Raw genomic sequence first — 23,166 nt, forward strand, 5'->3', positions numbered from 1 at the left:
CGCCATGGTCACGCTGGATTTCGGCGCTGTGCTGGTGGAGTGGCCGCTGCTGCTGCGCGGCGTGGCGATGACGATCGGGCTGACCGTGGTGGCGGCGGTGCTGGGCTCCGGGCTGGGCGTGGCCTGTGCCTGGGCGCGTCTGCACGGCGGCCCGCTGCTGCGCACCGTGGCCGGGAGCTATGTGGAGGTCATCCGCAACACGCCATTCATCGTGCAGCTCTTCTTTCTCTATTTCGGGCTGCCGGGGCTGGGGCTGCGCCTGTCGCCGGAGGTGGCCTCGGTGCTGGCGATGGTCATCAACCTGGGCGCCTATGCGGGCGAGATCGTGCGCTCCGGGCTGGAGGGCACGCCGCGTGGCCAGATCGAGGCCGCACGCAGCCTGGCGATGACCGACCTGCAGGTCTTCACCCGCATCGTGCTGCCACCCGCCCTCGGGCGGGTCTGGCCGGCGCTGGTGAGCCAGATCGTCATCGTGATGCTGGGCTCGGCGGTCTGCGGCCAGATCGCCACGGCCGAGCTGAGCTATTACGCCAACCTGATCCACAGCCGCAACTTCCGCGCCTTCGAGGCCACGATCCTGGCCACCGTCGCCTACCTGCTGCTGTCGATCGCCTTGCGCCAGACGCTGCACTGGCTGGGGCCGCGCTGGGTGTTCGGCCGGGTCGCGCCGATGGGCTGGACAGGCGGGGGACACTGAGGTGGTCGAGTTCACCCTGTGGGACATCCTGCGCAACCTGCTGCTGGCGGCACGCTGGACGGTCGGGCTGACGCTGGTGGCCTTTGCCGGCGGGGCGCTGGTGGGCGGGCTGCTGCTGCTGGCCCGGCTGGCGCGCTGGCCGGGAGCGGCGGCCTTCGTGTCGGGCTATGTCCAGGTCTTCCAGGGCACGCCGCTGCTGATGCAGCTGTTCCTGGCCTATTTCGGGCTGGCGCTGCTGGGGTGGAACGTGTCGGCGTGGGGGGCGGCCAGCGTGGCGCTGACGCTCTATGCCAGCGCCTTCCTGTGCGAGATCTGGCGCGGCTGCTTCATGGCCATTCCGCGCGGGCAGTGGGAGGCGGCCGACAGCCTGGCGCTGAGCCTGGGCGAGAAGCTGCGCCACGTCATCGGCCCGCAGGCGCTGCGGCTGGCGATTGCGCCGACGGTGGGCTTTGCGGTGCAGATCCTCAAGGGCACTGCGCTGGCCTCGGTGATCGGCTTCGTCGAGCTGACCAAGGCCGGCTCGATGATCACCAACGCCACCTTCCGCCCCTTCACCGTGTACGCCTGCGTGGCGTTGATGTACTTCGCGCTGTGCTTCCCGCTGTCGTGGTGGAGCCGCGTGCTGGAGAGGAAACTGCAACGTGTTCATTGAGTCCTCCGAGATGACCCCGATCGCCCCGGCTGTGCCGGCCGCGCCGCTGGTGCGCATCCGCGGTCTGCACAAGTACTACGACCGCCACGAGGTGCTCAAGGGCATCGACCTCGATGTGGCGCCGGGCGAGGTGATCGCCCTGATCGGCCGCAGCGGCTCGGGCAAGAGCACGCTGCTGCGCTGCATCAACGGCCTCGAAGCCTTCCAGGCTGGGACGCTGACCGTGCGGGGTGCGGCGCTGCAGCACGGCAATCCCGAGGCGATGCGCCAGCTCCGCCAGCAGGTGGGCATGGTGTTCCAGAGCTTCAACCTGTTTCCCCATCTGACGGTCGGCCGCAATGTGATGCTGGCGCCGTCGCTGGTGCAGCGCCGGGATGCGCGTGCCGGCGAGGCACAGGCGCGTGAGCTGCTCGGCCGTGTCGGGCTGGCCGACAAGTTCGACGCCTGGCCGGACCAGCTCTCCGGCGGGCAGCAGCAGCGCGTGGCCATCGCCCGCGCGCTGGCGATGCAGCCGGCGGCGCTGCTGTGCGACGAGATCACCTCGGCGCTCGACCCGGAGCTGGTGGGCGAGGTGCTGCGGGTGGTCGAACAGCTCGCCCGCGAGGGCATGACGCTGCTGATGGTCACGCACGAGATGGGCTTTGCGCGCAAGGTGGCCGACCGGGTGGTGTTCATGCACGCCGGGCGCATCCACGAGATGGGGCCGCCCGAGGCGCTGTTCAGCGCGCCGCAGACGCCCGAGCTGCAGCAGTTCCTGGCCGCGCTGCATTGAACCCCGCTGCTGCGGACGGCGTCGCCGGTATCATGGCCGGTTGCCCTAGCGCCGCCGGAAGCTGTCTGCCATGCCCCTCGAATCACCCCGAACGCCGGCTGCACCGGCTGTACCGCCTGCCCGCCAGTCGCTGATTTCCGTCCGTGGTGCCCGCACCCACAACCTGAAGAACATCGACCTCGACCTGCCCAAGCACGCGCTGGTCGTCATCACCGGCCTGTCCGGCTCGGGCAAGTCGAGCCTGGCGTTCGACACGCTCTACGCCGAGGGCCAGCGCCGCTACGTCGAGAGCCTGTCCGCCTACGCGCGGCAGTTCCTGCAGCTGATGGACAAGCCCGACGTGGACGTGATCGAGGGCCTGTCGCCCGCGATCTCGATCGAGCAGAAGGCCACCAGCCACAACCCGCGCTCCACTGTCGGCACGATCACCGAGATCCACGACTACCTGCGCCTGCTCTACGCCCGCGCCGGCACGCCGTTCTGCCCCGACCACGGCCTGCCGCTGGAGGCGCAGAGCGTCAGCCAGATGGTGGACGCCACGCTCGCGCTGCCCGAGGAGACCAAGCTGATGGTGCTCGCGCCCGTGGTCCGTGACCGCAAGGGCGAGTTCGTCGAGCTGTTCGAGGGCATGCAGGCACAGGGCTATGTGCGTTTCCGGGTGGACGGCCAGATCGTCGAGGCCGCGGAGGTGCCGCCGCTGAAGAAGACCGAGAAGCACGACATCGACGTCGTCATCGACCGCCTCAAGGTGCGCCCGGACGCGCAGCAGCGGTTGGCCGAGAGCTTCGAGGCGGCGCTGCGCATCGCCGAGGGCCGTGCGCTGGCGCTGGAGATGGACACCGGGCGCGAGCACCTGTTCTCCAGCAAGTTCGCCTGCCCCGTGTGCAGCTACTCGCTGTCGGAGCTGGAGCCGCGGCTGTTCTCGTTCAACTCGCCGGTGGGCGCCTGCCCGAGCTGCGACGGGCTGGGGCATGTGAACGTGTTCGACCCGGAGCGGGTGGTGGCGTTTCCGACGCTGAGCCTGGGCAGCGGCGCGGTCAAGGGCTGGGACCGGCGCAACGGCTACACCTTCTCCACGCTGGAGAGCGTGGCCGCGCACTACGGCTTCGACCTCGACGTGCCATTCGAGGAGCTGGCGCCGGCGCACCGGCAGGTGCTGCTCTACGGTTCGGGCGAGGAGGCGATCACCTTCGTCTACGCGGCCGAAGGCGCGAACGGCAAGAAGCGCAGCGTCAAGCGCGCCCACCCCTTCGAAGGGATCATCCCCAACCTGGAGCGGCGTTACCGCGAGACCGACTCGTCGGCGGTGCGCGAAGACCTGGCGCGCTACCAGGCCAACAAGCCGTGTCCGGACTGCGGCGGTGCGCGGCTGCGGCGCGAGGCGCGCCATGTGTTCCTGTCGGACGCGGGCGAGCTGCCGCAGAAGGCGATCTTCGAGGTCGAACACGCCACGCTGTCCGACTGCCTCGCCTACTTCGAGGCGCTGCACCTCAAGGGCGCCAAGGCCGAGATCGCCGACAAGGTGGTGCGCGAGATCCGGGCGCGGCTGAAGTTCCTCAACGACGTGGGCCTGAACTACCTGAGCCTGGACCGCAGCGCCGACACGCTCTCCGGCGGCGAGGCGCAGCGCATCCGGCTGGCCTCGCAGATCGGCTCGGGGCTGTCGGGCGTGATGTACGTGCTCGACGAGCCCTCGATCGGCCTGCACCAGCGCGACAACGAGCGCCTGATCGGCACCTTGAAGCACCTGCGCGACCTTGGCAACAGCGTGCTGGTGGTCGAGCACGACGAGGACATGATCCGCGCCGCCGACCACGTCGTGGACATGGGGCCGGGCGCGGGCGTCCACGGCGGCCGTGTGATGGCGCAGGGCACACCCGACGCCGTCGCCAGCAACCCCGATTCACCGACCGGCCGCTACCTGTCGCAGGTGCTGCGCATCGAGGTGCCGGCGCAGCGGCGGCGGCTGCAGGACCAGGCCGACCCGCGCGTGCTGCGCGTCGTCAACGCCCGCGGCAACAACTTGAAGGGCGTCACGGCCGAGATTCCGGTGGGGCTGTTCACCTGCATCACCGGCGTGTCCGGCTCGGGCAAGAGCACGCTGATCAACGACACGCTCTACGCCGCCGTGGCGCGCAAGCTCTACCAGAGCCACCTGGAGCCCGAGGCGCACGACGAGATCGAGGGCCTGGAGCACTTCGACAAGGTCATCAACGTCGACCAGAGCCCCATCGGCCGCACCCCTCGCAGCAACCCCGCGACCTACACGGGGCTGTTCACGCCAATCCGCGAGCTGTTCGCCGAGATGCCGGCGGCGCGCGAACGCGGCTACGGACCCGGGCGCTTCAGCTTCAACGTCGCGGGCGGGCGCTGCGAGGCGTGCCAGGGTGACGGCGTGCTGAAGGTGGAGATGCATTTCCTGCCGGATGTCTACGTCCCCTGCGACACCTGCCACGGCAAGCGCTACAACCGAGAGACGCTCGAAGTCCTCTACAAGGGCAAGAACATCACCGAAGTGCTCGGCATGACGGTGGAGGACGCGCACGCCTTCTTCAGCGCGGTGCCGGCGCTGGCGCGCAAGCTGCAGACGCTGCTGGACGTGGGGCTGGGCTACATCAAGCTCGGCCAGTCGGCGACGACCTTGTCCGGCGGCGAGGCGCAGCGGGTGAAGCTGGCGCTGGAGCTGAGCAAGCGCGACACGGGTCGCACGCTCTACATCCTCGACGAGCCGACCACGGGGCTGCATTTCGCCGACATCCAGCTGCTGCTGCAGGTGCTGCACCAGCTCTGCGAGGCCGGCAACACGATCGTGGTGATCGAGCACAACCTGGATGTCATCAAGACGGCCGACTGGCTGCTCGACATGGGGCCGGAGGGCGGGGCCGGCGGTGGGCGGTTGCTGATCGCGGGGACGCCGGAGGAGGTGGCCGCGTGCGAGGGGAGTCACACGGGGCGGTTTCTGAAGAGCTTGCTGGCTCAACCCGCCAGCACCGTGACCCGATCCCGCCCGCTGTCCTTCGAGGTGTAGAGCGCCTGATCGGCGCGCTCCATGAACGCCGTCGCGCTTTCGCCCGGGCGGAACAGCGTGAGGCCGATGGAGATGGTGACGCTGGTGGCCTCGGTCTCCTGGCCCTGGCGCCGCACGCGTGCCGCGGCGACCCGGGTGCGCACGGATTCGGCCAGCGCGCGCGACTCCGACAGGCTGCGCGACGGGATCAGGACGGCGAACTCCTCGCCGCCGATGCGCGCGGCCAGGCAGTCCTCGGGCGTGGTGTCTTTCAGGATGGTGCCGACGGCGCGCAGGACATGGTCGCCGTAGGGATGGCCGTGGGTGTCGTTGATGCGCTTGAAATGGTCGATGTCCGCGATCAGCAGGCTGGGGCGCTGGTAGCGCCTGGCGGGGGTGTCCGCTTCGGCCAGGCAGGTGGCCAGCTGCTGGTCGAAGGCGCGCCGGTTGGCCAGTCCGGTCAGGCTGTCCATCCGGGACTCCTCGTGCACCCTGCGCAGCTCCGCCCGCAACTGGCCGATCTCGCTCTGGCTGTCGGCCAGACGCTGTTGCATCTCGGTGACCGCGATCTGCATCTGGCGCGTGGTGTTCAGCACTTCCTGCAGCGCGGGCGAGTGGGTGCTGCCGGCGAGTTCCTCACTGAGCCGCGACAGCGAGCTGCCGTACTGCGCGGTCTGGTCGCCGGCGCGGGCGGCGGACTCGGCCATGCCGGTCAGGACGGTGGAGACGCCTTCGGCCGTGCGTTCGATCAGCGTGCCATCCAGACCGCTGCCGAGCACGAAGCGCTTGTGCAGCGCTTCGGCCACCGCGTCGTCGAGCTGCAGGTGCTGGGCGAGGTAGCGGTCCATCGCGGCGCGCAGCGGCGGATTTTCGCCCCGCACGTATTCGTACCACAGCGTGTAATTCACGGGGTGCAGGGCACTTCCGTGGCGTTTCATGAGCTGCAGCGCCTGTCGCAAGACATCGGCGCTGCGCTCCATGCTGTCGTGGTATTTCATCGGTGTAGGCATTCCGGCGACCTCGCCAGGCACCAGCGAGTGTCCTGAGATGGTAGAGCGCCTTGCGTCGCCCGGTCGTCAAGAGTGCGGGCACTCTGGTACCCACTTCGCTTCCTTGCGATTTGTCAACGCCAGACCTGTCCCCCCATCCGCAGGGGAGGCGCAGCGTGCTGCGCATTCGGTCCTTCTCGCTGAACTGACCAGCCGTGACAATTTTTACATGTCACGCAAATCTGCCCTCCCACCCCGCCCGGTCCGCCGCTTTCCGGCGGGAGTGCTGCGGGCGGCTGCCGTGGCGTTGATGGGGGCGAGCATGGGCTTGGCCTTGTGGCATGCGGCGGCGTGGCCGTTCTGGCAGGGGGCCGTGCTGGGGGCCTGCACGGGGGCGTGTGTGCCCGGGTGGTTCGTGCTGTCGCGCCAGCGCCGGCAGCAGACCCAGGCACGCGACACCGCCGCCCGACGCCAGGAGACCACCGCGCTGCTGCTGCACGATTTCGAGACCCAGTCCGATGCTTGGAGCTGGGCGGCCGATCGGGACGGCCGCCTGACCCACGCGGCCGAGCGCATGGCCCGTGAGCTGGGCGTTGCCACGCCGCAGGCCCTGCTCGGCGAGTCGCTGCTGCGCCTGCTGCGCTTCGGCGAGGGTGGGCCTTCGCTGGCCATGCAGCAGGGTTTCCGTGACCGGTCGGACCCGCAGATGCCCCCCGACCTCGTCTGGCTGATGGGCTGTCTGGCCGGGCAGACACCGTTCCGCGGCGTGGAGGTGCAGGTGCGCAGTCCTGTGCGGCGGGCGCTGTGGTGGTCGATCAGCGGAGTGCCGGTGCACGACGAGATCGGGCTGCATGTCGGCTGGCGCGGCGTGGTGCGCGATGTGACGAAGCTGCATGAGCAATCCAGCGCACTGGAGCGGCTGGCCCACACGGACACGCTCACTGGTCTGGCCAACCGCCATATGCTGCAGTCGCGTGCCGAAGAGACCGCCAAGGCGCTGCTCCAGACGTCTGAGGCCACCGACGAAGAGGCGCTCAGCCCGCTGTCGCTCTACCTGCTCGACCTGGACAACTTCAAGTCCGTCAACGACCACTTCGGCCATCTGGTCGGCGACCGGCTGCTGCAGGAGGTCGCCCGGCGGCTGCAGGACTGCGTGGACGAGAGTCCCTATGGCGGCGTGCTGGCGCGGCTGGGGGGCGACGAGTTTGCGCTTCTGATCGAGCAGCCGATGCACACCGTCGAGCGCGAGGCGCTGGCGCTGGCGATGCTGGCGACGCTGCGCGAGCCGTGGACCCCGGAGGATCTGTGCATCGAGGTCCGCGCCAGCCTCGGCGTGGCGGCCTGGAGCGGACCGGCCCACACCGCCTCGCTGCTGCTGCAGCAGGCCGACATCGCGCTCTACGAGGCCAAGGCCGCGGGGCGCGACCTGGTGCGCCTGTTCGACGCGGCGATGGGCGAGCGCATGGTCGAGCGCCACCTGGTCATCCATGAGCTGGGCCTGGCGCTGCAGGCCGCACAGCGCACGCTGGAGCGCCCCGACCTGCCCGAGGCGCCCGCGCCCAGCGGCCGGCTCAGCGTGTTCTACCAGCCGCAGTACGACCTCGGCGACGGCCGGCTGACCGGCTTCGAGGCGCTGGTGCGCTGGCGCCATCCGGTGCGGGGCTGGATCTCGCCGGCGCAGTTCATCCCCGTGGCGGAGGAAACGGGGCTGGTGGTGGCGCTGGGCGAATGGGTGCTGCGCCAGGCCTGCACCGAGGTGATGCGCTGGCCGGGGGCGTTCAAGATCGGCGTCAACCTCTCGGGCGTGCAGCTCGCGAGCCGGCAGATCGTGCGCACCGTGGCGACGGTGCTGTCCGAGACCGGGCTGCCGCCGCACCGGCTGGAGCTGGAGGTGACGGAAACCTCGCTGCTGGCCGATCCGGCGGCCGCGCGCACGCGGATGCAGGCGCTGCGCTCGCTGGGCATCCGGCTCGGGCTGGACGACTTCGGCACCGGCTATTCCTCGCTGGCCTACCTGCGCACCTACCCGATCAACACGCTCAAGATCGACCGCAGCTTCGTGGTCAGCCTCGCGGAAGGACCGCAAGGCGCGCAGGCCGACATGATCCTGCGCACCATCGTGCAGCTCGGACGCGGGCTGGGCATGAAGACGCTGGCCGAGGGCGTGGAGACGCCGGAGCAGGCCGACACGCTGCGCCGCCACGGCTGCGAGCAGGTGCAGGGCTACCTGTACGCGCGGCCGGTGCCGGCGGAGGAGGTGCCGGCGTTGCTGCGGGCGGGGCAGGGGCTGGCGGCGTGAATTGCTGTACTGCAGTCTGGTGCGCCTGATCTGATACGAATGGCAGAATCGACGCGGGTTCTACCCGGGACCGATGATCGTATCGACATGCACTTTTCCCCTCCTGCTGGCAACGCCAAGCCCTGGTCGGTCGACACCGTGGGTGAGCATTGGCGCGTCCGCCAGCTCGGCGAGCTGCTGCGGCTGGGGCTGCTGACCGAGCTCATCAGCCTGAGCCTGCTGGGACTGCTGGCCTGGATGATCCCGGTGGCCACCCGCTCGCCTCCGGTGCTCTGGGCCGGCTTGCTGATGATGGTGGTGTGTGTCGCGGCGGCGCTGGACAGCCTGCGCTATCGGCGCAAGCCGCCCGCGGTGCTGGGGCGGGTGTCCACCCGCTGGCGCTTCATCCTGCACAGCGGGCTGCAGGGCGTGGGGTATGCGGGGGTGGGCGTGACCCTGTTTCCCCTCATCAATCCGGAAGAGCAGTTCCTGCTCGGGATGATGCTGTGCTGTGTGCTGGCGGTGGGGGCCACGGCGGTGGCGACGGTTCGGGGCGCCGCGCTGGCGTTCGTGGTGACGATGTCGGTTGGCATGGCGCTGGCCTTGCTGCGCGATCCGCGGTTCGACGTCCGGATGACGGCTTATCTGCTGCTGCTGCAGGGCGTGCTGACGGTGGCGATCGTGCTCAGCGTCTGGTTGCAGGACACCGGTTTCCGCGCCCGGCTGCGTGCCGAGACCGATGCCCAGCAGGAGCGTGAGGCCGTGAACCTGCTGCTGCGCGATTTCGAGTCACAGGCCGACGACTGGGTCTGGGAAATCGACGCCCAGCGGCGGCTGGTGCATGTGGCCGACCGGATGGCCCAGGCGCTGGGGCTGGGCTCGTCCTCCGCGCTGTTGTGGCTGGACTTCGTGGCGGCCGTGGGCGGCGACCGCGCCGCGGCGCTGGCCCAGCGGCTGCGGGAGCCGACGGCGTTTCGTGGCGTCGAGGTCTTCCCCGCCTTGCCGGCCGCAGGGCTGGCCGAGCCGGCCTGCTGGTCGGTCAGCGGGGTGCCGGTGTTCGACACCCAGGGGGTGCTGGTCGGCTGGCGCGGGCTGGTGCGCGACGTGACGCTGGTGCGGGCGCAGGCCCGCGAGCTGCACCGGCTGGCCCACACCGATGCGCTCACCGGACTGGTCAACCGCCATGTCCTGCTGCAGCGCTGCACCCAGCTGGGCGCGCGCCAGACGCCCGGCGCCGAACCGGAGGCCGCAGCGCCCGCGCTGTTCCTGCTCGACCTGGACAACTTCAAGGCGGTCAACGACACCTTCGGCCACCAGGTGGGCGACCAGTTGCTGCAGGAGGTCGGCCGGCGGCTGACTGCCTGTGTCGCCGACTGGCTGCCGGCGGCGCAGGCGGTGCTGTCGCGGCTGGGCGGCGACGAGTTCGCGCTGCTGGTCGAGCAGCCGATGGCGGCCGCAAGGCGCGATGCCCTCGCGCAGGCGCTTCTGGAGGCGCTGCGTCCGCCCTGGCAGACCGCGTCGCTGCGGGTCGAGGTGCGGGCCAGCATTGGCGTGGCCGAGTGCAAGCCGCCCTGCACCGACGCCTTCCGGCTGCTGCAGAACGCCGACGTGGCGCTCTACGAGGCCAAGGCCGCCGGACGCGACACGGTGCGGGTGTTCAACGACGAGATCAGCGGGCGGCTGGCGCGGCGCACGGCGGTGATCCGCGGGCTGGGGGCGGCGCTGGAGGCGGCGACGACACCCGAGGGCAGCGATGCCGTGCAGGGCGCGCTGTCGCTGCACTACCAGTCGCAGCACGACCTGGCGAGCGGCGAGGTGGTCGGCGCCGAGGCGCTGCTGCGCTGGCACCACCCGCTGCGCGGCTGGATGCCGACGGAGGAATTCATCCGCATCGCCGAGGACACCGGGCTGATCGTGCCGCTGGGGCTGTGGGTGCTGGAGCGGGCATGCCGCGACGCGCTGTCGTGGCCGGCGCACTGGGGCGTGGCGGTCAATGTCTCGGGTGTGCAGCTCGGCAGCCGCGACCTGGTCCGCTCGTTCGCCGAGGTGCTGGCGCGCACCGGCCTGCCGCCGCGCCGGCTGACACTGGAGATCACGGAAACCGCGCTGCTGACCGAGCCGGCACGGGCGCAGGCGCAGCTCCATGCGCTGCGGGCGCTGGGCGTAGGCATCGCGCTGGACGACTTCGGCACGGGGTATTCCTCGCTGGCTTACCTGGCGACCTTGCCGATCGACATGCTCAAGATCGACCGCAGCTTCATCGCGGCACTCGCCGTCGGCGGGCCGCAGGCGGACACGATCCTGCGCACCATCCTCCAGCTCGGACACGGCCTCGGTCTCAAGACGCTGGCCGAAGGGGTGGAAACGGCGGCGCAGGCCGAGACCCTGCGCGGCCTTGGCTGCGAGCGGGTGCAGGGTTTCCGGTTCTCGCGGCCGGTGCCGGTGGCGGCACTGCCGGTGCCCGCTCAGGTGGGCGGGCGGTAGCCCTCGACCAGCCGCGCCAGCCGCGCGCGCACCTCGTCGTCCGGCGCGGTCGAGCGTTCGGCGGCCCAGTCCAGCAGCGCCTGCACGTCCTGCCCGCGGTCGTCGAGCCGCGCGATGCGCAGCCGCTCGAAGCGTGTCGGCAGCGTGGCGTCCGTGTCCGCCAGCAGTTCCTCGTAGAGCTTCTCGCCCGGCCGCAGCCCGCTGAACGCGATCGGGATCTCGGCCAGCGTGTGCCCGCTCAGGCGGATCAGGTCGCGCGCCAGGTCGACGATCTTCACCGGCTCGCCCATGTCGAGCACGAACACCTGCCCGCCTTCGCCGATGGCGCCGGCCTGCACCACCAGCCGCGCCGCCTCGGGAATCGTCATGAAGAAGCGCGTGATGTCCGGGTGCGTCACCGTCACCGGGCCGCCCCGGGCGATCTGCTCCTTGAACTTGGGGATCACGCTGCCTGAGGAGCCGAGCACGTTGCCGAAGCGCACGGCCATGAAGCGCGTGCGCCCGCCGGCGGCGGCGACCTGTGCGGCGAGCTGGGAGATCACCATCTCGGCGGCGCGCTTGGTCGCCCCCATCACGTTGGTCGGGTTGACCGCCTTGTCGGTGGAGATCAGCACGAAGCGCTCGGCGCCCGCCGCCGCCGCCGCGCTGGCGGCCCGCCAGGTGCCCAGCGTGTTGTTGCGCACCGCGGCGAAGGCGTTGTCGTCCTCCATCAGCGGCACGTGCTTGTACGCCGCCGCATGGAACACCACCTGCGGCCGTACCCGGGCGAAGGTCGCGCGCAGGTGCTCCGGGTCGCGCACATCGCCGACCAGTCGCACCAGCGGGAGGTGCGGGTAGGCCTCGGTCAGCTCCTGCTCGATGCGGTAGAGCGCGAACTCGCTCAGCTCGTACAGCACCAGCCGCAGCGGCCCGTAGCGCGCCACCTGCCGGCACAGCTCCGAGCCGATCGAGCCGCCCGCGCCGGTGATCAGCACCACCTTGCCCGACAGGCACTCGCTGATGCCGCCCTCGTCGAGCTGCACCGGGGCGCGGCCGAGCAGGTCTTCGGGCTCGATCTCGCGCACCTGCGCCACCGCCTGGCCTTCGCGCAGCTCGGCGGTCGTCGGCACCGTGACGACGGGCAGGCCGGTCGCGGCGGCCAGGTCGAGCGCGCGGCGCCGGCGCTCGGGCGCCGCCGAGGGCATCGCGACGATGACATGGGTGATGCCGTGCACCTCGCTCCAGCGGGTGGCGCTGTCGAGCGGGCCGAGCACGGGCACGTTGCCGATGCGGGCGCCGTGCTTGCGGGGGTCGTCATCGAGTAGGCCGACCACGACCCAGCCGTGGTGCTGGATGCCGGCGATCAGCAGCTTGGCGGCATCCCCGGCGCCCAGGACGAGGGCGCGGCGGGTTTCGTGCATCGAGCCGGAAATGCGGCCACGCATGTGTTCGTAGAGCATCCGGTAGCCGATCCGCACCATCGCCAGCCCCATCAGCGTGATGACCGGGTGCAAGGCCAGCACGGCCCGCGGCACCTGCGCGAGCTGCGCCATCAGCACGCCCACGGCGGTGACCATGCCGGCGAGGCTGCAGGCGATCGTCAGCCGCTGGATCTCGCCGAAACCCGAGAAGCGCCACATGCCCTTGGGCACCTTCAGCAGCGCGAACACCGCCAGATAGACCCCCAGCACCCAGACCAGCACCCAGCCGTCATAGTCCGGCCGGGCGTTCTGCCAGCGCTCGAAGCCGAGGCGGAACAGGTAGGTGATGTTCCAGCAGGCGGCGATCATCAGCGCATCGAGCACGAGTGCCAGCGGCTCGCGGTGCGGGCGGATGCGGGTGAGGAGGGTGTCGAGGGCGTGCCAGGTCATGCGCCGGGAGGGGTCAGGATGTCCTGCAAGAGCGGATGAACGGGTGTGGTGAAGGGGTTGACGACCGTGACGCCGTGCCAGGTGAAGCCGGTGTGGAAGTCTTCGCTGAGCAGCACGCGGCAACGCTGATCCGCCGCTGTGCAGAGGATGAGCGCGTCCCAGAACTGCAGACCGTGGGCGTCGCAGAGGTCGATGGCGCTCTGGAACGTCGCCCAGCCGGCATCGGCGACGCTGAAGCTGTCGGCCCAGCCCTGCAGCCGCTCGCGGGCCTCCGGCACGGGCAGTCGCAGCTTGCGTGTCAGTACGTTGAACAGCTCGCCCAGCACCTGCACCGGCAGCACGACGTCCATGGCCGGGTTGTCCGTGCAGACAGACAGCAGGTGCAGCGCCTGCGGGGTGCGGGGATCGTGGCCGAGTCCTTCGGCGTAGACGAGCACATTGGTGTCGATGGCCAGGCGCATGTCAGTCGTACAGCTCGTCGCGTGTCCAGGTGATCGGACCCTGCGCGGGTTGCTGCGCCAGCCGCGCCAGCAGACGCCGCCGTGCGGCCGCACGCGACGCATCGGCACCCGGGGGTGCGATGCTGGGCGCATTGGCGGCGGTGGCCTGGCGCAGGATCACCCGCACCGTCTCCTCGACCGAGCAGCCGTTTTCGACGGCCTTCAGTCGCAGTCGCGTCTTCAGCTCGTCGTCGATGTTGCGGATCGTCAGCATGCCCATGGGTACCTCCTGAATGCAATGCATGCACACATTCTAGGCCGATGCCCTGGCCGCTCACAGTGCCCGCAGCGTCCGCCCGATCAGCTTCAGGTCCGTCCACACCCCCGCCTCGTCCACATACCGCGCCTGCAGCGCCAGCTTGGCCGGCAGGACCACCTCGCGGTAGGTCCGCTCCGGGTCGCGGCTCTGCGCCAGCAAGGTGTTCTCGTCGCGGTACTCGATCGAGGCGAAATCGGTGATGCCGGGCCGCACCGACAGCACCTTCTCGCGCAGCGCCGCCGGGTACAGCGCCACATAGCGCGGCACCTCCGGCCGCGGCCCGACCAGGCTCATCGTGTCCTCCAGCACGTCGAACAGCTGCGCCAGCTCATCCACCTTGGTACGGCGCAGCACGGCGCCGACGCGGGTGATGCGCGCGTCCGCGCCGACGGTGAGCTGCGGGCCGCGGTCGGCGGGGTCGTGCGTCATCGTGCGGAACTTGTGGATGCGGAACTCGCGCCCGAAGCGGCCGACGCGCACCTGCCGGTAGAACACCGGGCCGGGCGAGTCGAGCTTGATCGCCAGCGCGACCAGCGCCAGCGGCAGCGCCAGCACGGCCAGGCCGAGGCTGGACAGCAGCAGGTCGAGCAGGCGCTTGGCCATCACAGCTTGAGTTGACCCAGCAGCGCGTCGCGCCCCAGGTGCAGCCTGGTCCCTACATCGGACAGGATGGCGGCCAGCGTCCCCACCTTCAGTGGCTGGTGTGCCGGGATGGTGATGTGGTGCTGCGGTTCGTCCGGGAGCGTCAGCCGAATGTGGCTGCCCGTCTGGCGGGTGATGGTGTAACCCACCCGGGCCAGCCCGCGGGCGAGGTCCAGCCCGGAAAGATCACGTGGCAGTTTCACGCCGCGAGCACCTCGTCGCGGACATAGTGCAAGCGGATGAGCCGAGGCTTGTCGGCTTCATCGAAATGGCACTGCACGGCATCGCGAACCTGGTGGTGCAGATCCTCGATCGAATCGGCTTGCACGTAGAGGCTGTGCCCCAAGGCGCGCGCGAGGTAGCCGCCCTCGGGGGCTTCCTCGACGGTGAAGAGGATTTCGGTCTGCATGGCGGGTTCCTGGCGACGACGTGGTGGCCGGTATTGTGGATCGCGATGGCCTGCTCAGCGCAGCGCCTGCCGCAGCGCCGCCGCCACGCGCCGCACGTCGTCCTCGGTCATGCGCGTGTAGAGCGGCAAGGTGAACATGCGTTCGTAGGCGTGCTGGCTGTGCGGGAAGTCGCTGGCCTGCAGGTCGTAGCGTTCGCGCCAGTACGGGTGCAGGTGCAGCGGGATGTAGTGGACGCTGCAGCCGATGCCGGCCCGGAACAGCGCCTCGATCACCGCATCCCGGTCGACGCGGGCGGCGTCGGTCAGGCGGACCACATAGAGGTGCCACGAGTGCCGGTCGCCGTTGGCTGGCCGGGGCGGCAGGGTCAGCGGCAGGTCGGCCAGCAACGTGTCGTACAGCGCGGCGAGCTGCACGCGCTGGCGCTGGAAGCCTTCGGCGCGCTTCAGCTGGTGGATGCCCAGCGCGGCGGCGATGTCGGTCAGGTTGTACTTGAAGCCCGGCGCCACGATCTCGTAGTACCAGCTCGGCACCTTGGCGGTGAAGCGGTCGAAGGCGTCGCGGTTGATGCCGTGCAGGCGCATGACCTTCATCCGCGCCGCCAGCGCCGGGTCGCGCGTCACGGCCATGCCGCCTTCGCCCGTGGTGATGGTCTTGTTGGCGTAGAAGCTGAACACGGTCACGTCGCTGGCCAGGGTGCCGACGAGCTGGCCGCCGTGCGTGGTCGGCAGCGCGTGCGCGGCGTCCTCGACCACCTTCAGGCCGTGGCGGCGGGCGATGGCCAGCACGGCGTCCATGTCCACGGCGAGGCCGGCGAAATGCACCGGGATGATCGCCTTGGTGCGCGGCGTGATCGCGGCCTCGATCGCCGCGGGGTCGATGTTCAGCGTCGCCGGGTCGATGTCCACCAGCCGCACGTCGGCGCCGAGGTAGCGCACGACTTCGGCGGTGGCGGTGAAGGTGTGGGTGGTCGTGATGACCTCGTCGCCGGGGCCGATGCCCAGGGCTTCCAGCGCCAGGTGCAGCCCGGCGGTGGCCGAGTTGACGGCGATGGCCTCGATGTCCGGCGCACCCAGGTAGGCGGCGAAGTCCTGCTCGAAGCGGCGGGTCTTCGGGCCGGTGGTGACCCAGCCGGATTTCAGGGCATCGACGACCTCGGCGATCTCCTCGTCGCCGATCTCGGGCAGGGCGAAGGGCAGGAAGGGCGGGGTGGGGGAAACGGCGTCGGTCATGGGCGGTCAGAGCGGCAAGGGCAGCGGGGATGCTAAACCAAGGCAAGATCGCGCCCATGAGCCACGACGTCGACGACCACAATCCCTGTCTGACCTGCGGCGCCTGCTGCGTCACCTTCCGCGTGTCCTTCTACTGGGCCGAGGCGGAGGAGCGTGGCCTGCCGCCAGCCCTCACCGAGCCCTTGCAGCGCTGGTTTGCCTGCATGGCCGGGACCAACCAGCCGCAGCCGCGCTGCGTGGCGCTGCAGGGCGACATCGGCGTGGCGGTCGCCTGCGGGGTCTATGCCCAGCGGCCGACACCCTGCCGCGAGGTGGAGGCGGGCGACGAAAAATGCCAGCGGGCGCGGGCGAGACACGGCCTGCCGCCGCTGGCGACGGGCTCGTCGTGAGGCTGGATCGGCAGGGGGTCTGTCGGCTCAGCCGCCCAGCCCCGCGAACACGTTCTGCACGTCCTCGTTCGCGTCCAGCGCCGCGAGAAACGCCTCGACCTCTTCGAGCTGCTCCGCGCTCAGGCTGCCGGGTGACACCGGGTTCTTCGGCTTGTAGCCCAGCTTGGTGGACAGCACGGTGAACCCGTGGGCGGGCAGGGCGCGGCTGACCAGGTCCAGCTCGGTCGGCGCCGTGTAGAACAGCGTCGTGCCGTCCTCGTCGCCGGCTTCCAGATCCTGCGCGCCGGCTTCGATGGCGGCCATCTCGGGGTCGGTGCCGGCCTTGGCGTCGGTCGGCTCGGCTTCGATCATGCCGAGGTGATCGAAGTCCCAGGCGACCGAGCCGGAGGTGCCGAGCTGGCCCTTGCGGAACAGCACGCGCATCTCGGAGGCGGCGCGGTTCACGTTGTCCGTCAGGCACTCGACCATCACCGGCACACGGTGCGGCGCGAAGCCTTCATAGACGACGTGCTCGAAATGCACCGACTCGCCCGTCAGGCCCGCGCCCTTCTTGATCGCCCGGTCCAGCGTGTCCTTGGGCATCGAGACCTTGCGCGCCTGCTCGATGACGAGCCGCAGCCGCGCGTTGGCCGCCGGGTCGGCGCCGTGGCGGGCGGCGATCATGATGTCCTTGGCGAGCTTGCCGAAGAGACGGCCCTTGGCGTTCGCGGCCAGGTCCTTGTGCTTTGCTTTCCACTGCGCGCCCATGGCGGCTCCTGTGTTCGAGGTCAGCCGGGCAGTCTAGCGCCAGTGTCGGCGCCTGCCGTTCAGTCCTGGTCCTTGGCGATCCACGCCAAGACATGCGTGCGCAGCAGCGGCACGGCGTTGAGCACCGGGTACAGCCCCGGCCACAGCCGGCACGCCGGCCGTGCCAGCGGCGGCGCCAGCGTCACCCGCTGCGCCTGGATGCGCCCCTCGGGAAACAGCGTGCGCACCCGCTGCAGCGGCACGCCGCGCACATCCCGGTTGCGCGGGTTGTTGACGGTGAAGTCGTACCAGAGCACCGCCCCGCCCGGCTTCACCCAGCGCCACATGGCCGTGGCGAGCTGCTGCTGGAAGGCGTCGTCCAGCAGCGAGGAGAACACCGTCGCCTGGAAGACGAGGTCGCAGCTCGCCTCGGCGATCGGCGCGGCGCAGGCGTCGCCCAGGTGCAGCGCCACCCGCTCGGGCAGCACGGCACGGGCCTCGGCGTGGCGCTCCGGCAGCAGCTCGATGCCGCTGAGGTGTTCGGGCCGGAATCCCATGCGCAGGAACTCCAGCAGATTGCCCCCCGCGCCGCAGCCCACTTCGAGCAAGGTCCGTGCGGGCAGGTCGTGCCAGCCGCGCCGGGCCAGCAGCTGCAGCAGCACGCGCTGGCGCTCCTGCACGGTCTGCCAGACATCGGGCTGCAGCAGGCTGTAGCGGTCGATGGCCTGGGGGACCGCGCGGCGGGCGTAGCGTTCGGCGACGCGGTCGGTCTCGGCCATGCCCGTCAGCTCCCGCAGGCGGCCAGGAAACGCCGTGCCAGCACCGGGTAGGTGTGGTGGGCCTGCACGAAGGCCTGGCCGCGCTCGCCCATCGCGTGGCGTTCGGTCGGCGTCAGGGCGGCCATGCGGCGCAGGCCGTCCGCCACCGCCTCGGGCGACTCCGGCGCCACCGTCAGCCCGCAGCCGGCTTCCGCGACCGGATCGTTGCCGGCCTCGACCGAGTGCAGCACCGCGCAGCCGGCCATCATGTAGTCCATCAGCTTGTTCGGCGCGATGCCGAAGCGGTAGATCGGCACCCGCTGCCAGCCGATGTAGGCGATGTCGATCTCGGTCAGGAAGGACGGGATCTGCGCCTTGGGGATCGGCGGCAGCATCTGCACGTTCGCCAGTCCCTCGGCCCGCACCCGCTCGGCCAGCCGCTCGCGCTCATGGCCGCCACCGACCATGACGAGGGCGATCGGCGCGCCCTGCGTCTGCAGCAGGCGCATCGCGTCCAGCAGCGTGTCCAGCGCATTCGGCAGGCCCATCGAGCCGGCGTAGCCGACGACGGTGGCGCCCTGCGCCCGCGCCTGCGCGACCGCCGCGGCGACATCCGGCCGCAGCGGCGGCAGCTCGCCGGTCCACTCGTCGAGCGTGATGCCGTTGGGCACGATGTGCAGCTTCTTCAGGTCCAGCCCGCGCCCGGCCATGTGGTCGTGGACCTTGGGCAGCATCGAGACGACCACGTCCGCGTCGCGGTAGGCGTCGTCCTCGGCCTTCTGGCACAGCAGGATGAACGGGTGTCTGGGCGACATGCCCGACAGCTCGATCGGCGACAGCGGCCAGAGGTCATGCACCTCGAACACCAGCTTCGCCCGCGCCATGCGTGCCAGCCGGCGGGCGACCCAGATGTCCATCGGGTAGGTGCTCGACGCGATCACCACGTCCGGGCGGAACTGCGTGGCGATGCGCCGCGAGGCCCGCCAGACCTGGCGCAGGAAGGCCCAGATGTTCTTCACGCGCCCCAGCCCGTTGCCTTGGTAGGCCGGGCCGGGGAACCAGTGGTAGTCGATGCCGTCGATGTCCTGGTGCGTGGGCGCGTTGATCGGGTGGTCGCGGTGGGTTGGCGCCGTGGCGCGCACATGCGAGGTGGCGCAGGCCACCATCTGCACGCGGTGGCCGAGCCGAGTCCACTCGCGGGCGAGGTAGTAGGGCCGGTACTCCATGCCCAGCGCCGGGGCGCCCGCGTAGTGGTTCAGGTAGAGGATGTTCATCGTCTGGCGCCGCCGCCGGGGTCACATGAGTTCGGCCAGCCGGGCCATCAGCCCTTCGACGGCGGGCGCGAACTGCCCGTGCAGCCGCACCCATTCGTGGTTGTCGCGGCCGATCTGCACGGCCTGGGGCAGCAGCGGGGCGAGCTGCTGCGGCAGGTGCATCAGCTCGATCGGCGCATGGGTCAGGATCAGCCCGTTCGAGCCGGAGCGCACCAGCTCATGGTTGGCCGGCAGGTCCGACAGCAGCGGGATGCAGCCATGCGCCATCGCCTCCAGCACCGACACCGCCACCGAATCGCTCGACGGCAGGCTCAGGTACCACTGCGCGCGCTCGTAGCAGCGCGCCTGCGTCTCGGCGTCGAGCCGGCCGACGAACTCGATGTGCTTCGCCAGGCCCAGCTCGCCCACCCGGGCTTCGAGGGCAGCGCGCAGCGAGCCGTCGTTGGCGATGGTCAGCCGCGCTTCCGGGTAGGCCGAGACGATGGACGCAAACGCCGCGATCACCCGGTCCGGCCGGTAGATCGACTCCAGGCCGCGGTTGGCGAAGAAGGTCCAGGGCGCCTTGTGGGCCGGGCGGGCTGGCATCTTCTCCAGCCCGAAGGGGAACACGCGCACCTCGCCGGCCCCGAGCTTGCGCATCTGGGCGGCCATGTGCTCGGAGTCGCTGGTGGTCAGCGCGCAGGCCTTGAGGATCTGCGAGGTGACCCAGCGGTAATGCGGGCCGCGCAGCGGGGTGACCAGGATGTCGCTGCCCCAGGCCGAGCCGACGATCTGGCCGCGCAGCTTCCAGCCCTTCTTGGCGCCCATCGCCAGCGTGCCGTGCGAGGTCAGGTAGTGCGGGTGGATCCAGTCGGCGTCGACCTCCTGCAGCCAGCGGCCCAGCTCCGGCAGGCGCCTGAGCAGACCGACATTGCCGCCGGAGTGGTCCATCGACTCGCCGAGCGCCAGGCGCCCGCGCGGTGGCACCAGGTCGTCGAAGCCGGGCAGGAAGCCGCGGCTGGACGCCACCCACAGATCGACCTGCGGCGCCAGCGCCCGGGCCCATTTCAGCAGGTGCGGGCTTTCGCCATCGCCAATGAGGACATGGCGCCAGCGGCCGTAGGCAGGCGGGTCGGTGGCGGGCGGGAGATCGACGAGGGGGCGATACGGTCGGGTCATGGGAGGCGGCGGTCGCGGTCGTCCGGCTCGGGCATGTTCGCCCAAGCGTCGTGGTGCACCCTGAAGGCTGGATTTTGTCGAAGCAGTGTCGCATCCCCGTCACGGCTGTCGCCGACCACCCGCGCAGGTGCGCCATCGAGAACCGCGAAATCCGGAAATGTCCCCCGCACCCGGGCGCCAGCGCGGACGATGGTGCCGCGCCCGAGCTGCGAATTCGCTTCGATGACGCTGTGGGGCCCGATGAAGCTGTACGCGCCGATGTGCACCGGGCCGCCGATCCAGCCGGGTCGCTCGCCGGGGCCGGCCCAGGTGGCGAAGGCGCGGCCGAGCAGGCGCTGGCTGCGGTGCGAGCTGTGCGTGACGATGGCGCAGTGGCTGGTGATCTGCACACCTTCCTCGATCGTCAGGCCGCCGCTGGCGTCGAGCAGGTTGAAGTGGCCGATGTAGACATGGTCGCCCAGCGTCAGCCGCTCCTCGCACTCGATGCAGGTGGATGGCGAGATGCGCGTGTGTGGCAGGTCGCGGCCCTGCGAGCGCTCGCCGAACAGGACGCGGAAGAACAGCGCCTGCACGAGCGCGCGGCGCCAACGGTTGAGCCGGCCACGGAGAGCCCGTACAGCGGATCGCATTAGCTCGGCATGTCTTGGGCGTAAACCGTCAGACACAGTTCCAGATCCCCGATAGTCTCGTACAGCGGCAGCCGCCCCGACAACTGCTCGCTCTCCCGCAGGATCATCTCGACGCCGAACCCGCGCCGGTCCATCAGGTAGCTCTTGCTCAGACCGGCGTCGTCCACCGGGTAGTAACGGGACAGCAAGCTGGCCAAGATTTCATTGCGCGGCACCGACAGGCGGCTCATCGATTCGACCGACAAGGTGTTCGGCAGCGCCCCGGGGGAGTGGATTTCCAGCCGGTCGCTGAACAGGAACAGTCGGATGCGCTGGCCGTGCAGCGAGTAGTCCCGGTGCGCCACGGCGTTGACGATGGCCTCGAACACGGCACCCAGGTGGTATTGCGGGTAGTCGATGCGTCCCAGCGGCTTGCGTGCCGCCGTCGTCATGTTGCGGCGCACGAAGTGGAAGGCGTCGAGGATCTGCCTGTCCAGCGGCCCGCGGATCTCCTGGGCGTCGATCTGTTCGTCCGGGTGGTTGCGGGTGCCGGCATGGGCCACCGCGAGGATCTCGACATTGCGCAGCCAGCGCGCCGGGTCGAGCGTGCACAGCAGCACGCCCGCCACCGTCGGCCACACCTGATCCTCGCGCCGGGCCAGCAGGTGCAGGCGCTCCAGTTGTGTGGTGACCTCGCCCTGATCAGGGCGAACGAAGCGACGCAGCAGCAGGGCGTCCAGATCGTCGAAGCGGGCGCCCGGCACCTCCTGCTCCTCGAAACGGATCAGGCGGGCCTGGCTGCGCTGCTGGAACAGGCGTGCCAGCGCATCGGGTGGCAGCTTGCGCTTGGCATGGCCTACCCGGCGGAAGTAGCCGTTGGCGCTGGCGTGGACCCACAGGCTGCGCGGCACCTCGACCACGATCACCGGGGTCGGCGTACCGTCGGCACCGGGCAGTTCGACGTGGTGCGTCACGATGTCCAGCGGAGGCTCGATGCGGTCGTTGCACAGGTTGGTCAGCCACGCCTCGACGCGGTCCAGATGCTCCAGCGCGATGCCTGTCACTGCACGGGTCTTGTCATCGACCCCGAGTACCAGGGTGCCGCCGTTGGCGTTGGCCAGTGCCGCCAGTTCGTCGGACAAGCCATCGGGGTGGGGGTCGAAGCTCTTCCCGCCGTCCCGGATCAGGAGTTGCTTCAGCTCCAGGGTGGAATCTTCGCCCAGTCGGATGCGTTGCAGCAGGTGAGGGATGTTCATGGGCAATCGCTCCGGGGTTTCGGGAAGATTTTCACCTGTCCTGAATCGGCCACGTCGCCAGCCGCCAGAAATACCAGCCGAAGTACCCCGCCATCGCCAGCGAGACTCCCCAGCCGGCGCCGTTCAGTCCCCCCAGATGCAAGCCCAGGGCCAGTGCGCCGAGGAAGGCCGCCTGGCCCCACAGCGCCAGCCGCAGCGCCCAGGCCTGCGCACCCCAGGCCATGGTCACCACGGCCAGCGGGGACGCGATGAAGTGTGCACCGATGTAGGGCGCCAGGGTGCGCGAGAGTTCGCCTGCCTGACGCCAGGCGGGGCCGAACAGCCACTCGAACAGCCACGGCCCCAGTGCCCACAACACGGCCACCAGGGCCAGCCCCGCCACGGACAGCACGGCCACGGTCCGCCGCACGGCGGCCCGTGCAGCCCGCGTCGGGCCCGGCCCGGCGGCGGCGAGCCGCGGGTAGAGCGCCTGCGAGACCGCGCCGCCGACCAGCGTGGCCGGTGCCTTCAGATAGCGCAGCGCCAGTCCCCAGAAACCGGCGGCGGCGGGCCCGAGCGTGGCGGCGATCAGCGCCAGCGAGGCCGTGTCCTGCAGCGCACCGAGGAAGGCGTGCGGCGTGTTGAGCAGGGGAAATTCCTTGTAGCGCCGGGCGATGTCGCGCAGCGGCGGCCCGTCCGCTGGCGAGTCCGCCGCCGCGCCGCGCAGCAGCAGCGCCGCCAGCGCCTGCGCCGCGATCGGCGCGATCACCAGCCCGAGGACGCCGCCGTGCAGCCACCCGGCCAGCGCCTGCGCCAGCGCCGCGCCGCCGTACTGCAGCACCCGCGCCACGGCCAATGACTGGAAGCGCTCGGCCCGCGTCGCCCACATCGTCGCCAGCGACAGCGCCCCGCCGACCGCCACCGCCGGCCCCAGCCACAGCGCCCAGCCCAGCCCGCTCCACCACGCCCAGCCCAGCCCGCCCAGACTCGCCAGCCCCGCCACCAGCGCGAGGATGCGCAGGCACAGCCGCCGCAGCGCCGCCGCCTCGCCGTCGCCCCGCGCCAGCGGCAGCGCAAACTCGTAGCGCCCGCAGGCGACCACCGCGAGGTTGGTGGCGATGGCGGCGAACAGGTGGAAGGCGCCGAAGTCGTCCGGCGAGTACAGCCGCGTCAGCAGCGGCCCGAGCAGCAGCGGCAGCGCCTGCGCCAGCGCGCCGCCGGCCAGCAGCGTCAGCGTGGCGCGCAGCAA

22 protein-coding genes are annotated in these 23,166 nt (G+C 70.6%); 7 read left to right on the forward strand and 15 right to left on the reverse strand.

The genetic code is table 11. From position 1 onward, the window contains the following. Positions 1 to 4: 4 nt before the first annotated feature. The 4 genes from U5O44_RS12690 to uvrA all read left to right on the forward strand — a co-directional run bounded on the left by U5O44_RS12690 (position 5) and on the right by uvrA (position 5,149). Complete coding sequence (locus tag U5O44_RS12690; RefSeq protein ID WP_322588831.1) at positions 5 to 697, forward strand: amino acid ABC transporter permease; 693 nt, start codon at positions 5 to 7, stop codon at positions 695 to 697. A gap of 1 nt (position 698) precedes the next feature. Beyond that, positions 699 to 1,349, forward strand: a complete 651-nt coding sequence (locus U5O44_RS12695) for an amino acid ABC transporter permease (protein WP_322588832.1) — start codon at positions 699 to 701, stop codon at positions 1,347 to 1,349. A 10-nt stretch (positions 1,350 to 1,359) separates the two neighbouring features. Next, a complete protein-coding gene (locus tag U5O44_RS12700; protein WP_322588833.1) occupies positions 1,360 to 2,121 on the forward strand; it encodes an amino acid ABC transporter ATP-binding protein in 762 nt (253 codons plus the stop codon). Between the two features lie 70 nt (positions 2,122 to 2,191). Further along, a complete protein-coding gene (gene uvrA, locus U5O44_RS12705) occupies positions 2,192 to 5,149 on the forward strand; it encodes an excinuclease ABC subunit UvrA (RefSeq protein ID WP_322588834.1) in 2,958 nt (985 codons plus the stop codon). On the opposite strand, the gene U5O44_RS12710 is transcribed toward uvrA, so the two are convergent. Next, entirely contained in the window at positions 5,098 to 6,126 is a 1,029-nt protein-coding gene (locus U5O44_RS12710) for a GGDEF domain-containing protein (RefSeq protein ID WP_322588835.1), read from the reverse strand. The genes uvrA and U5O44_RS12710 overlap by 52 nt on opposite strands. A gap of 220 nt (positions 6,127 to 6,346) precedes the next feature. On the opposite strand from U5O44_RS12710, the gene U5O44_RS12715 reads away from it, so the two are divergent. Then, the gene (locus U5O44_RS12715) at positions 6,347 to 8,416 is read left to right on the forward strand and encodes a putative bifunctional diguanylate cyclase/phosphodiesterase (RefSeq protein WP_322588836.1); all 2,070 of its coding nucleotides are present in this window, start codon (positions 6,347 to 6,349) and stop codon (positions 8,414 to 8,416) included. Positions 8,417 to 8,503: 87 nt separating this feature from the next. Further along, positions 8,504 to 10,879 carry a putative bifunctional diguanylate cyclase/phosphodiesterase gene (locus U5O44_RS12720; RefSeq protein WP_322588837.1) on the forward strand — a complete coding sequence of 792 codons (2,376 nt, stop codon included), beginning with the start codon at positions 8,504 to 8,506 and terminating at the stop codon, positions 10,877 to 10,879. Here U5O44_RS12720 and U5O44_RS12725 read toward each other — a convergent pair. From U5O44_RS12725 to U5O44_RS12755, 7 genes are read right to left on the reverse strand one after another with little or no spacing between them, the layout of a single operon-like run. Beyond that, positions 10,861 to 12,729 carry a polysaccharide biosynthesis protein gene (locus tag U5O44_RS12725; protein WP_322588838.1) on the reverse strand — a complete coding sequence of 623 codons (1,869 nt, stop codon included), beginning with the start codon at positions 12,727 to 12,729 and terminating at the stop codon, positions 10,861 to 10,863. The genes U5O44_RS12720 and U5O44_RS12725 overlap by 19 nt on opposite strands. Further along, complete coding sequence (locus U5O44_RS12730) at positions 12,726 to 13,190, reverse strand: PIN domain-containing protein (protein ID WP_322588839.1); 465 nt, start codon at positions 13,188 to 13,190, stop codon at positions 12,726 to 12,728. The genes U5O44_RS12725 and U5O44_RS12730 overlap by 4 nt, the downstream gene beginning before the upstream one ends. A gap of 1 nt (position 13,191) precedes the next feature. Continuing rightward, entirely contained in the window at positions 13,192 to 13,449 is a 258-nt protein-coding gene (locus tag U5O44_RS12735) for a FitA-like ribbon-helix-helix domain-containing protein (protein ID WP_322588840.1), read from the reverse strand. A gap of 54 nt (positions 13,450 to 13,503) precedes the next feature. Continuing rightward, positions 13,504 to 14,091 carry a sugar transferase gene (locus U5O44_RS12740; protein ID WP_322588841.1) on the reverse strand — a complete coding sequence of 196 codons (588 nt, stop codon included), beginning with the start codon at positions 14,089 to 14,091 and terminating at the stop codon, positions 13,504 to 13,506. Next, complete coding sequence (locus tag U5O44_RS12745) at positions 14,091 to 14,333, reverse strand: type II toxin-antitoxin system HicA family toxin (protein WP_322588842.1); 243 nt, start codon at positions 14,331 to 14,333, stop codon at positions 14,091 to 14,093. Before U5O44_RS12745 ends, U5O44_RS12740 begins: the two co-directional genes overlap by 1 nt. Further along, complete coding sequence (locus tag U5O44_RS12750; RefSeq protein WP_322588843.1) at positions 14,330 to 14,539, reverse strand: hypothetical protein; 210 nt, start codon at positions 14,537 to 14,539, stop codon at positions 14,330 to 14,332. Before U5O44_RS12750 ends, U5O44_RS12745 begins: the two co-directional genes overlap by 4 nt. Before the next feature lie 54 nt (positions 14,540 to 14,593). Next, positions 14,594 to 15,769, reverse strand: a complete 1,176-nt coding sequence (locus U5O44_RS12755) for a DegT/DnrJ/EryC1/StrS family aminotransferase (protein ID WP_322588844.1) — start codon at positions 15,767 to 15,769, stop codon at positions 14,594 to 14,596. A 56-nt stretch (positions 15,770 to 15,825) separates the two neighbouring features. Between U5O44_RS12755 and U5O44_RS12760 the strand changes: the two genes are divergently transcribed. Beyond that, on the forward strand, positions 15,826 to 16,158 hold the full coding sequence (locus U5O44_RS12760; protein WP_322588845.1) for a YkgJ family cysteine cluster protein: 333 nt from the start codon (positions 15,826 to 15,828) through the stop codon (positions 16,156 to 16,158). A 27-nt stretch (positions 16,159 to 16,185) separates the two neighbouring features. On the opposite strand, the gene U5O44_RS12765 is transcribed toward U5O44_RS12760, so the two are convergent. Genes U5O44_RS12765 through U5O44_RS12795 form a run of 7 tightly spaced genes read right to left on the reverse strand, consistent with a single transcriptional unit; the run spans position 16,186 to position 23,166 of the window. Next, a complete protein-coding gene (locus tag U5O44_RS12765) occupies positions 16,186 to 16,905 on the reverse strand; it encodes a YebC/PmpR family DNA-binding transcriptional regulator (RefSeq protein ID WP_322588846.1) in 720 nt (239 codons plus the stop codon). A gap of 59 nt (positions 16,906 to 16,964) precedes the next feature. Beyond that, the gene (locus tag U5O44_RS12770; protein ID WP_322588847.1) at positions 16,965 to 17,663 is read right to left on the reverse strand and encodes a class I SAM-dependent methyltransferase; all 699 of its coding nucleotides are present in this window, start codon (positions 17,661 to 17,663) and stop codon (positions 16,965 to 16,967) included. A 5-nt stretch (positions 17,664 to 17,668) separates the two neighbouring features. Beyond that, positions 17,669 to 18,916, reverse strand: a complete 1,248-nt coding sequence (locus U5O44_RS12775; protein ID WP_322588848.1) for a glycosyltransferase family 4 protein — start codon at positions 18,914 to 18,916, stop codon at positions 17,669 to 17,671. A 21-nt stretch (positions 18,917 to 18,937) separates the two neighbouring features. Further along, on the reverse strand, positions 18,938 to 20,074 hold the full coding sequence (locus U5O44_RS12780) for a glycosyltransferase (RefSeq protein ID WP_322588849.1): 1,137 nt from the start codon (positions 20,072 to 20,074) through the stop codon (positions 18,938 to 18,940). Continuing rightward, positions 20,071 to 20,703 carry an acyltransferase gene (locus tag U5O44_RS12785; RefSeq protein ID WP_322588850.1) on the reverse strand — a complete coding sequence of 211 codons (633 nt, stop codon included), beginning with the start codon at positions 20,701 to 20,703 and terminating at the stop codon, positions 20,071 to 20,073. The genes U5O44_RS12780 and U5O44_RS12785 overlap by 4 nt, the downstream gene beginning before the upstream one ends. Next, a complete protein-coding gene (locus U5O44_RS12790; RefSeq protein WP_322588851.1) occupies positions 20,703 to 21,938 on the reverse strand; it encodes an ATP-binding protein in 1,236 nt (411 codons plus the stop codon). Before U5O44_RS12790 ends, U5O44_RS12785 begins: the two co-directional genes overlap by 1 nt. Before the next feature lie 31 nt (positions 21,939 to 21,969). Next, on the reverse strand, positions 21,970 to 23,166 hold the full coding sequence (locus U5O44_RS12795; protein WP_322588852.1) for a lipopolysaccharide biosynthesis protein: 1,197 nt from the start codon (positions 23,164 to 23,166) through the stop codon (positions 21,970 to 21,972).

The organism is Sphaerotilus sp. (genome assembly GCF_034519685.1).
Taxonomy (GTDB): Bacteria; Pseudomonadota; Gammaproteobacteria; order Burkholderiales; family Burkholderiaceae_C; genus Sphaerotilus.

Excerpts from the sequence above, each read along its gene's own strand:
- U5O44_RS12750 (WP_322588843.1), bottom strand. The coding sequence starts at position 14,539 with ATGCAGACCGAAATCCTCTTCACCGTCGAGGAAGCCCCCGAGGGCGGC.
- U5O44_RS12760 (WP_322588845.1), top strand. The coding sequence starts at position 15,826 with ATGAGCCACGACGTCGACGACCACAATCCCTGTCTGACCTGCGGCGCC.
- U5O44_RS12770 (WP_322588847.1), bottom strand. The coding sequence starts at position 17,663 with ATGGCCGAGACCGACCGCGTCGCCGAACGCTACGCCCGCCGCGCGGTC.
- U5O44_RS12725 (WP_322588838.1), bottom strand. The coding sequence starts at position 12,729 with ATGACCTGGCACGCCCTCGACACCCTCCTCACCCGCATCCGCCCGCAC.
- U5O44_RS12765 (WP_322588846.1), bottom strand. The coding sequence starts at position 16,905 with ATGGGCGCGCAGTGGAAAGCAAAGCACAAGGACCTGGCCGCGAACGCC.
- uvrA (WP_322588834.1), top strand. The coding sequence starts at position 2,192 with ATGCCCCTCGAATCACCCCGAACGCCGGCTGCACCGGCTGTACCGCCT.
- U5O44_RS12730 (WP_322588839.1), bottom strand. The coding sequence starts at position 13,190 with ATGCGCCTGGCCATCGACACCAATGTGCTCGTCTACGCCGAAGGACTC.
- U5O44_RS12735 (WP_322588840.1), bottom strand. The coding sequence starts at position 13,449 with ATGGGCATGCTGACGATCCGCAACATCGACGACGAGCTGAAGACGCGA.
- U5O44_RS12700 (WP_322588833.1), top strand. The coding sequence starts at position 1,360 with ATGACCCCGATCGCCCCGGCTGTGCCGGCCGCGCCGCTGGTGCGCATC.
- U5O44_RS12710 (WP_322588835.1), bottom strand. The coding sequence starts at position 6,126 with ATGAAATACCACGACAGCATGGAGCGCAGCGCCGATGTCTTGCGACAG.
- U5O44_RS12780 (WP_322588849.1), bottom strand. The coding sequence starts at position 20,074 with ATGACCCGACCGTATCGCCCCCTCGTCGATCTCCCGCCCGCCACCGAC.
- U5O44_RS12775 (WP_322588848.1), bottom strand. The coding sequence starts at position 18,916 with ATGAACATCCTCTACCTGAACCACTACGCGGGCGCCCCGGCGCTGGGC.
- U5O44_RS12720 (WP_322588837.1), top strand. The coding sequence starts at position 8,504 with ATGCACTTTTCCCCTCCTGCTGGCAACGCCAAGCCCTGGTCGGTCGAC.
- U5O44_RS12755 (WP_322588844.1), bottom strand. The coding sequence starts at position 15,769 with ATGACCGACGCCGTTTCCCCCACCCCGCCCTTCCTGCCCTTCGCCCTG.
- U5O44_RS12740 (WP_322588841.1), bottom strand. The coding sequence starts at position 14,091 with ATGGCCAAGCGCCTGCTCGACCTGCTGCTGTCCAGCCTCGGCCTGGCC.
- U5O44_RS12690 (WP_322588831.1), top strand. The coding sequence starts at position 5 with ATGGTCACGCTGGATTTCGGCGCTGTGCTGGTGGAGTGGCCGCTGCTG.
- U5O44_RS12785 (WP_322588850.1), bottom strand. The coding sequence starts at position 20,703 with ATGCGATCCGCTGTACGGGCTCTCCGTGGCCGGCTCAACCGTTGGCGC.
- U5O44_RS12715 (WP_322588836.1), top strand. The coding sequence starts at position 6,347 with ATGTCACGCAAATCTGCCCTCCCACCCCGCCCGGTCCGCCGCTTTCCG.
- U5O44_RS12790 (WP_322588851.1), bottom strand. The coding sequence starts at position 21,938 with ATGAACATCCCTCACCTGCTGCAACGCATCCGACTGGGCGAAGATTCC.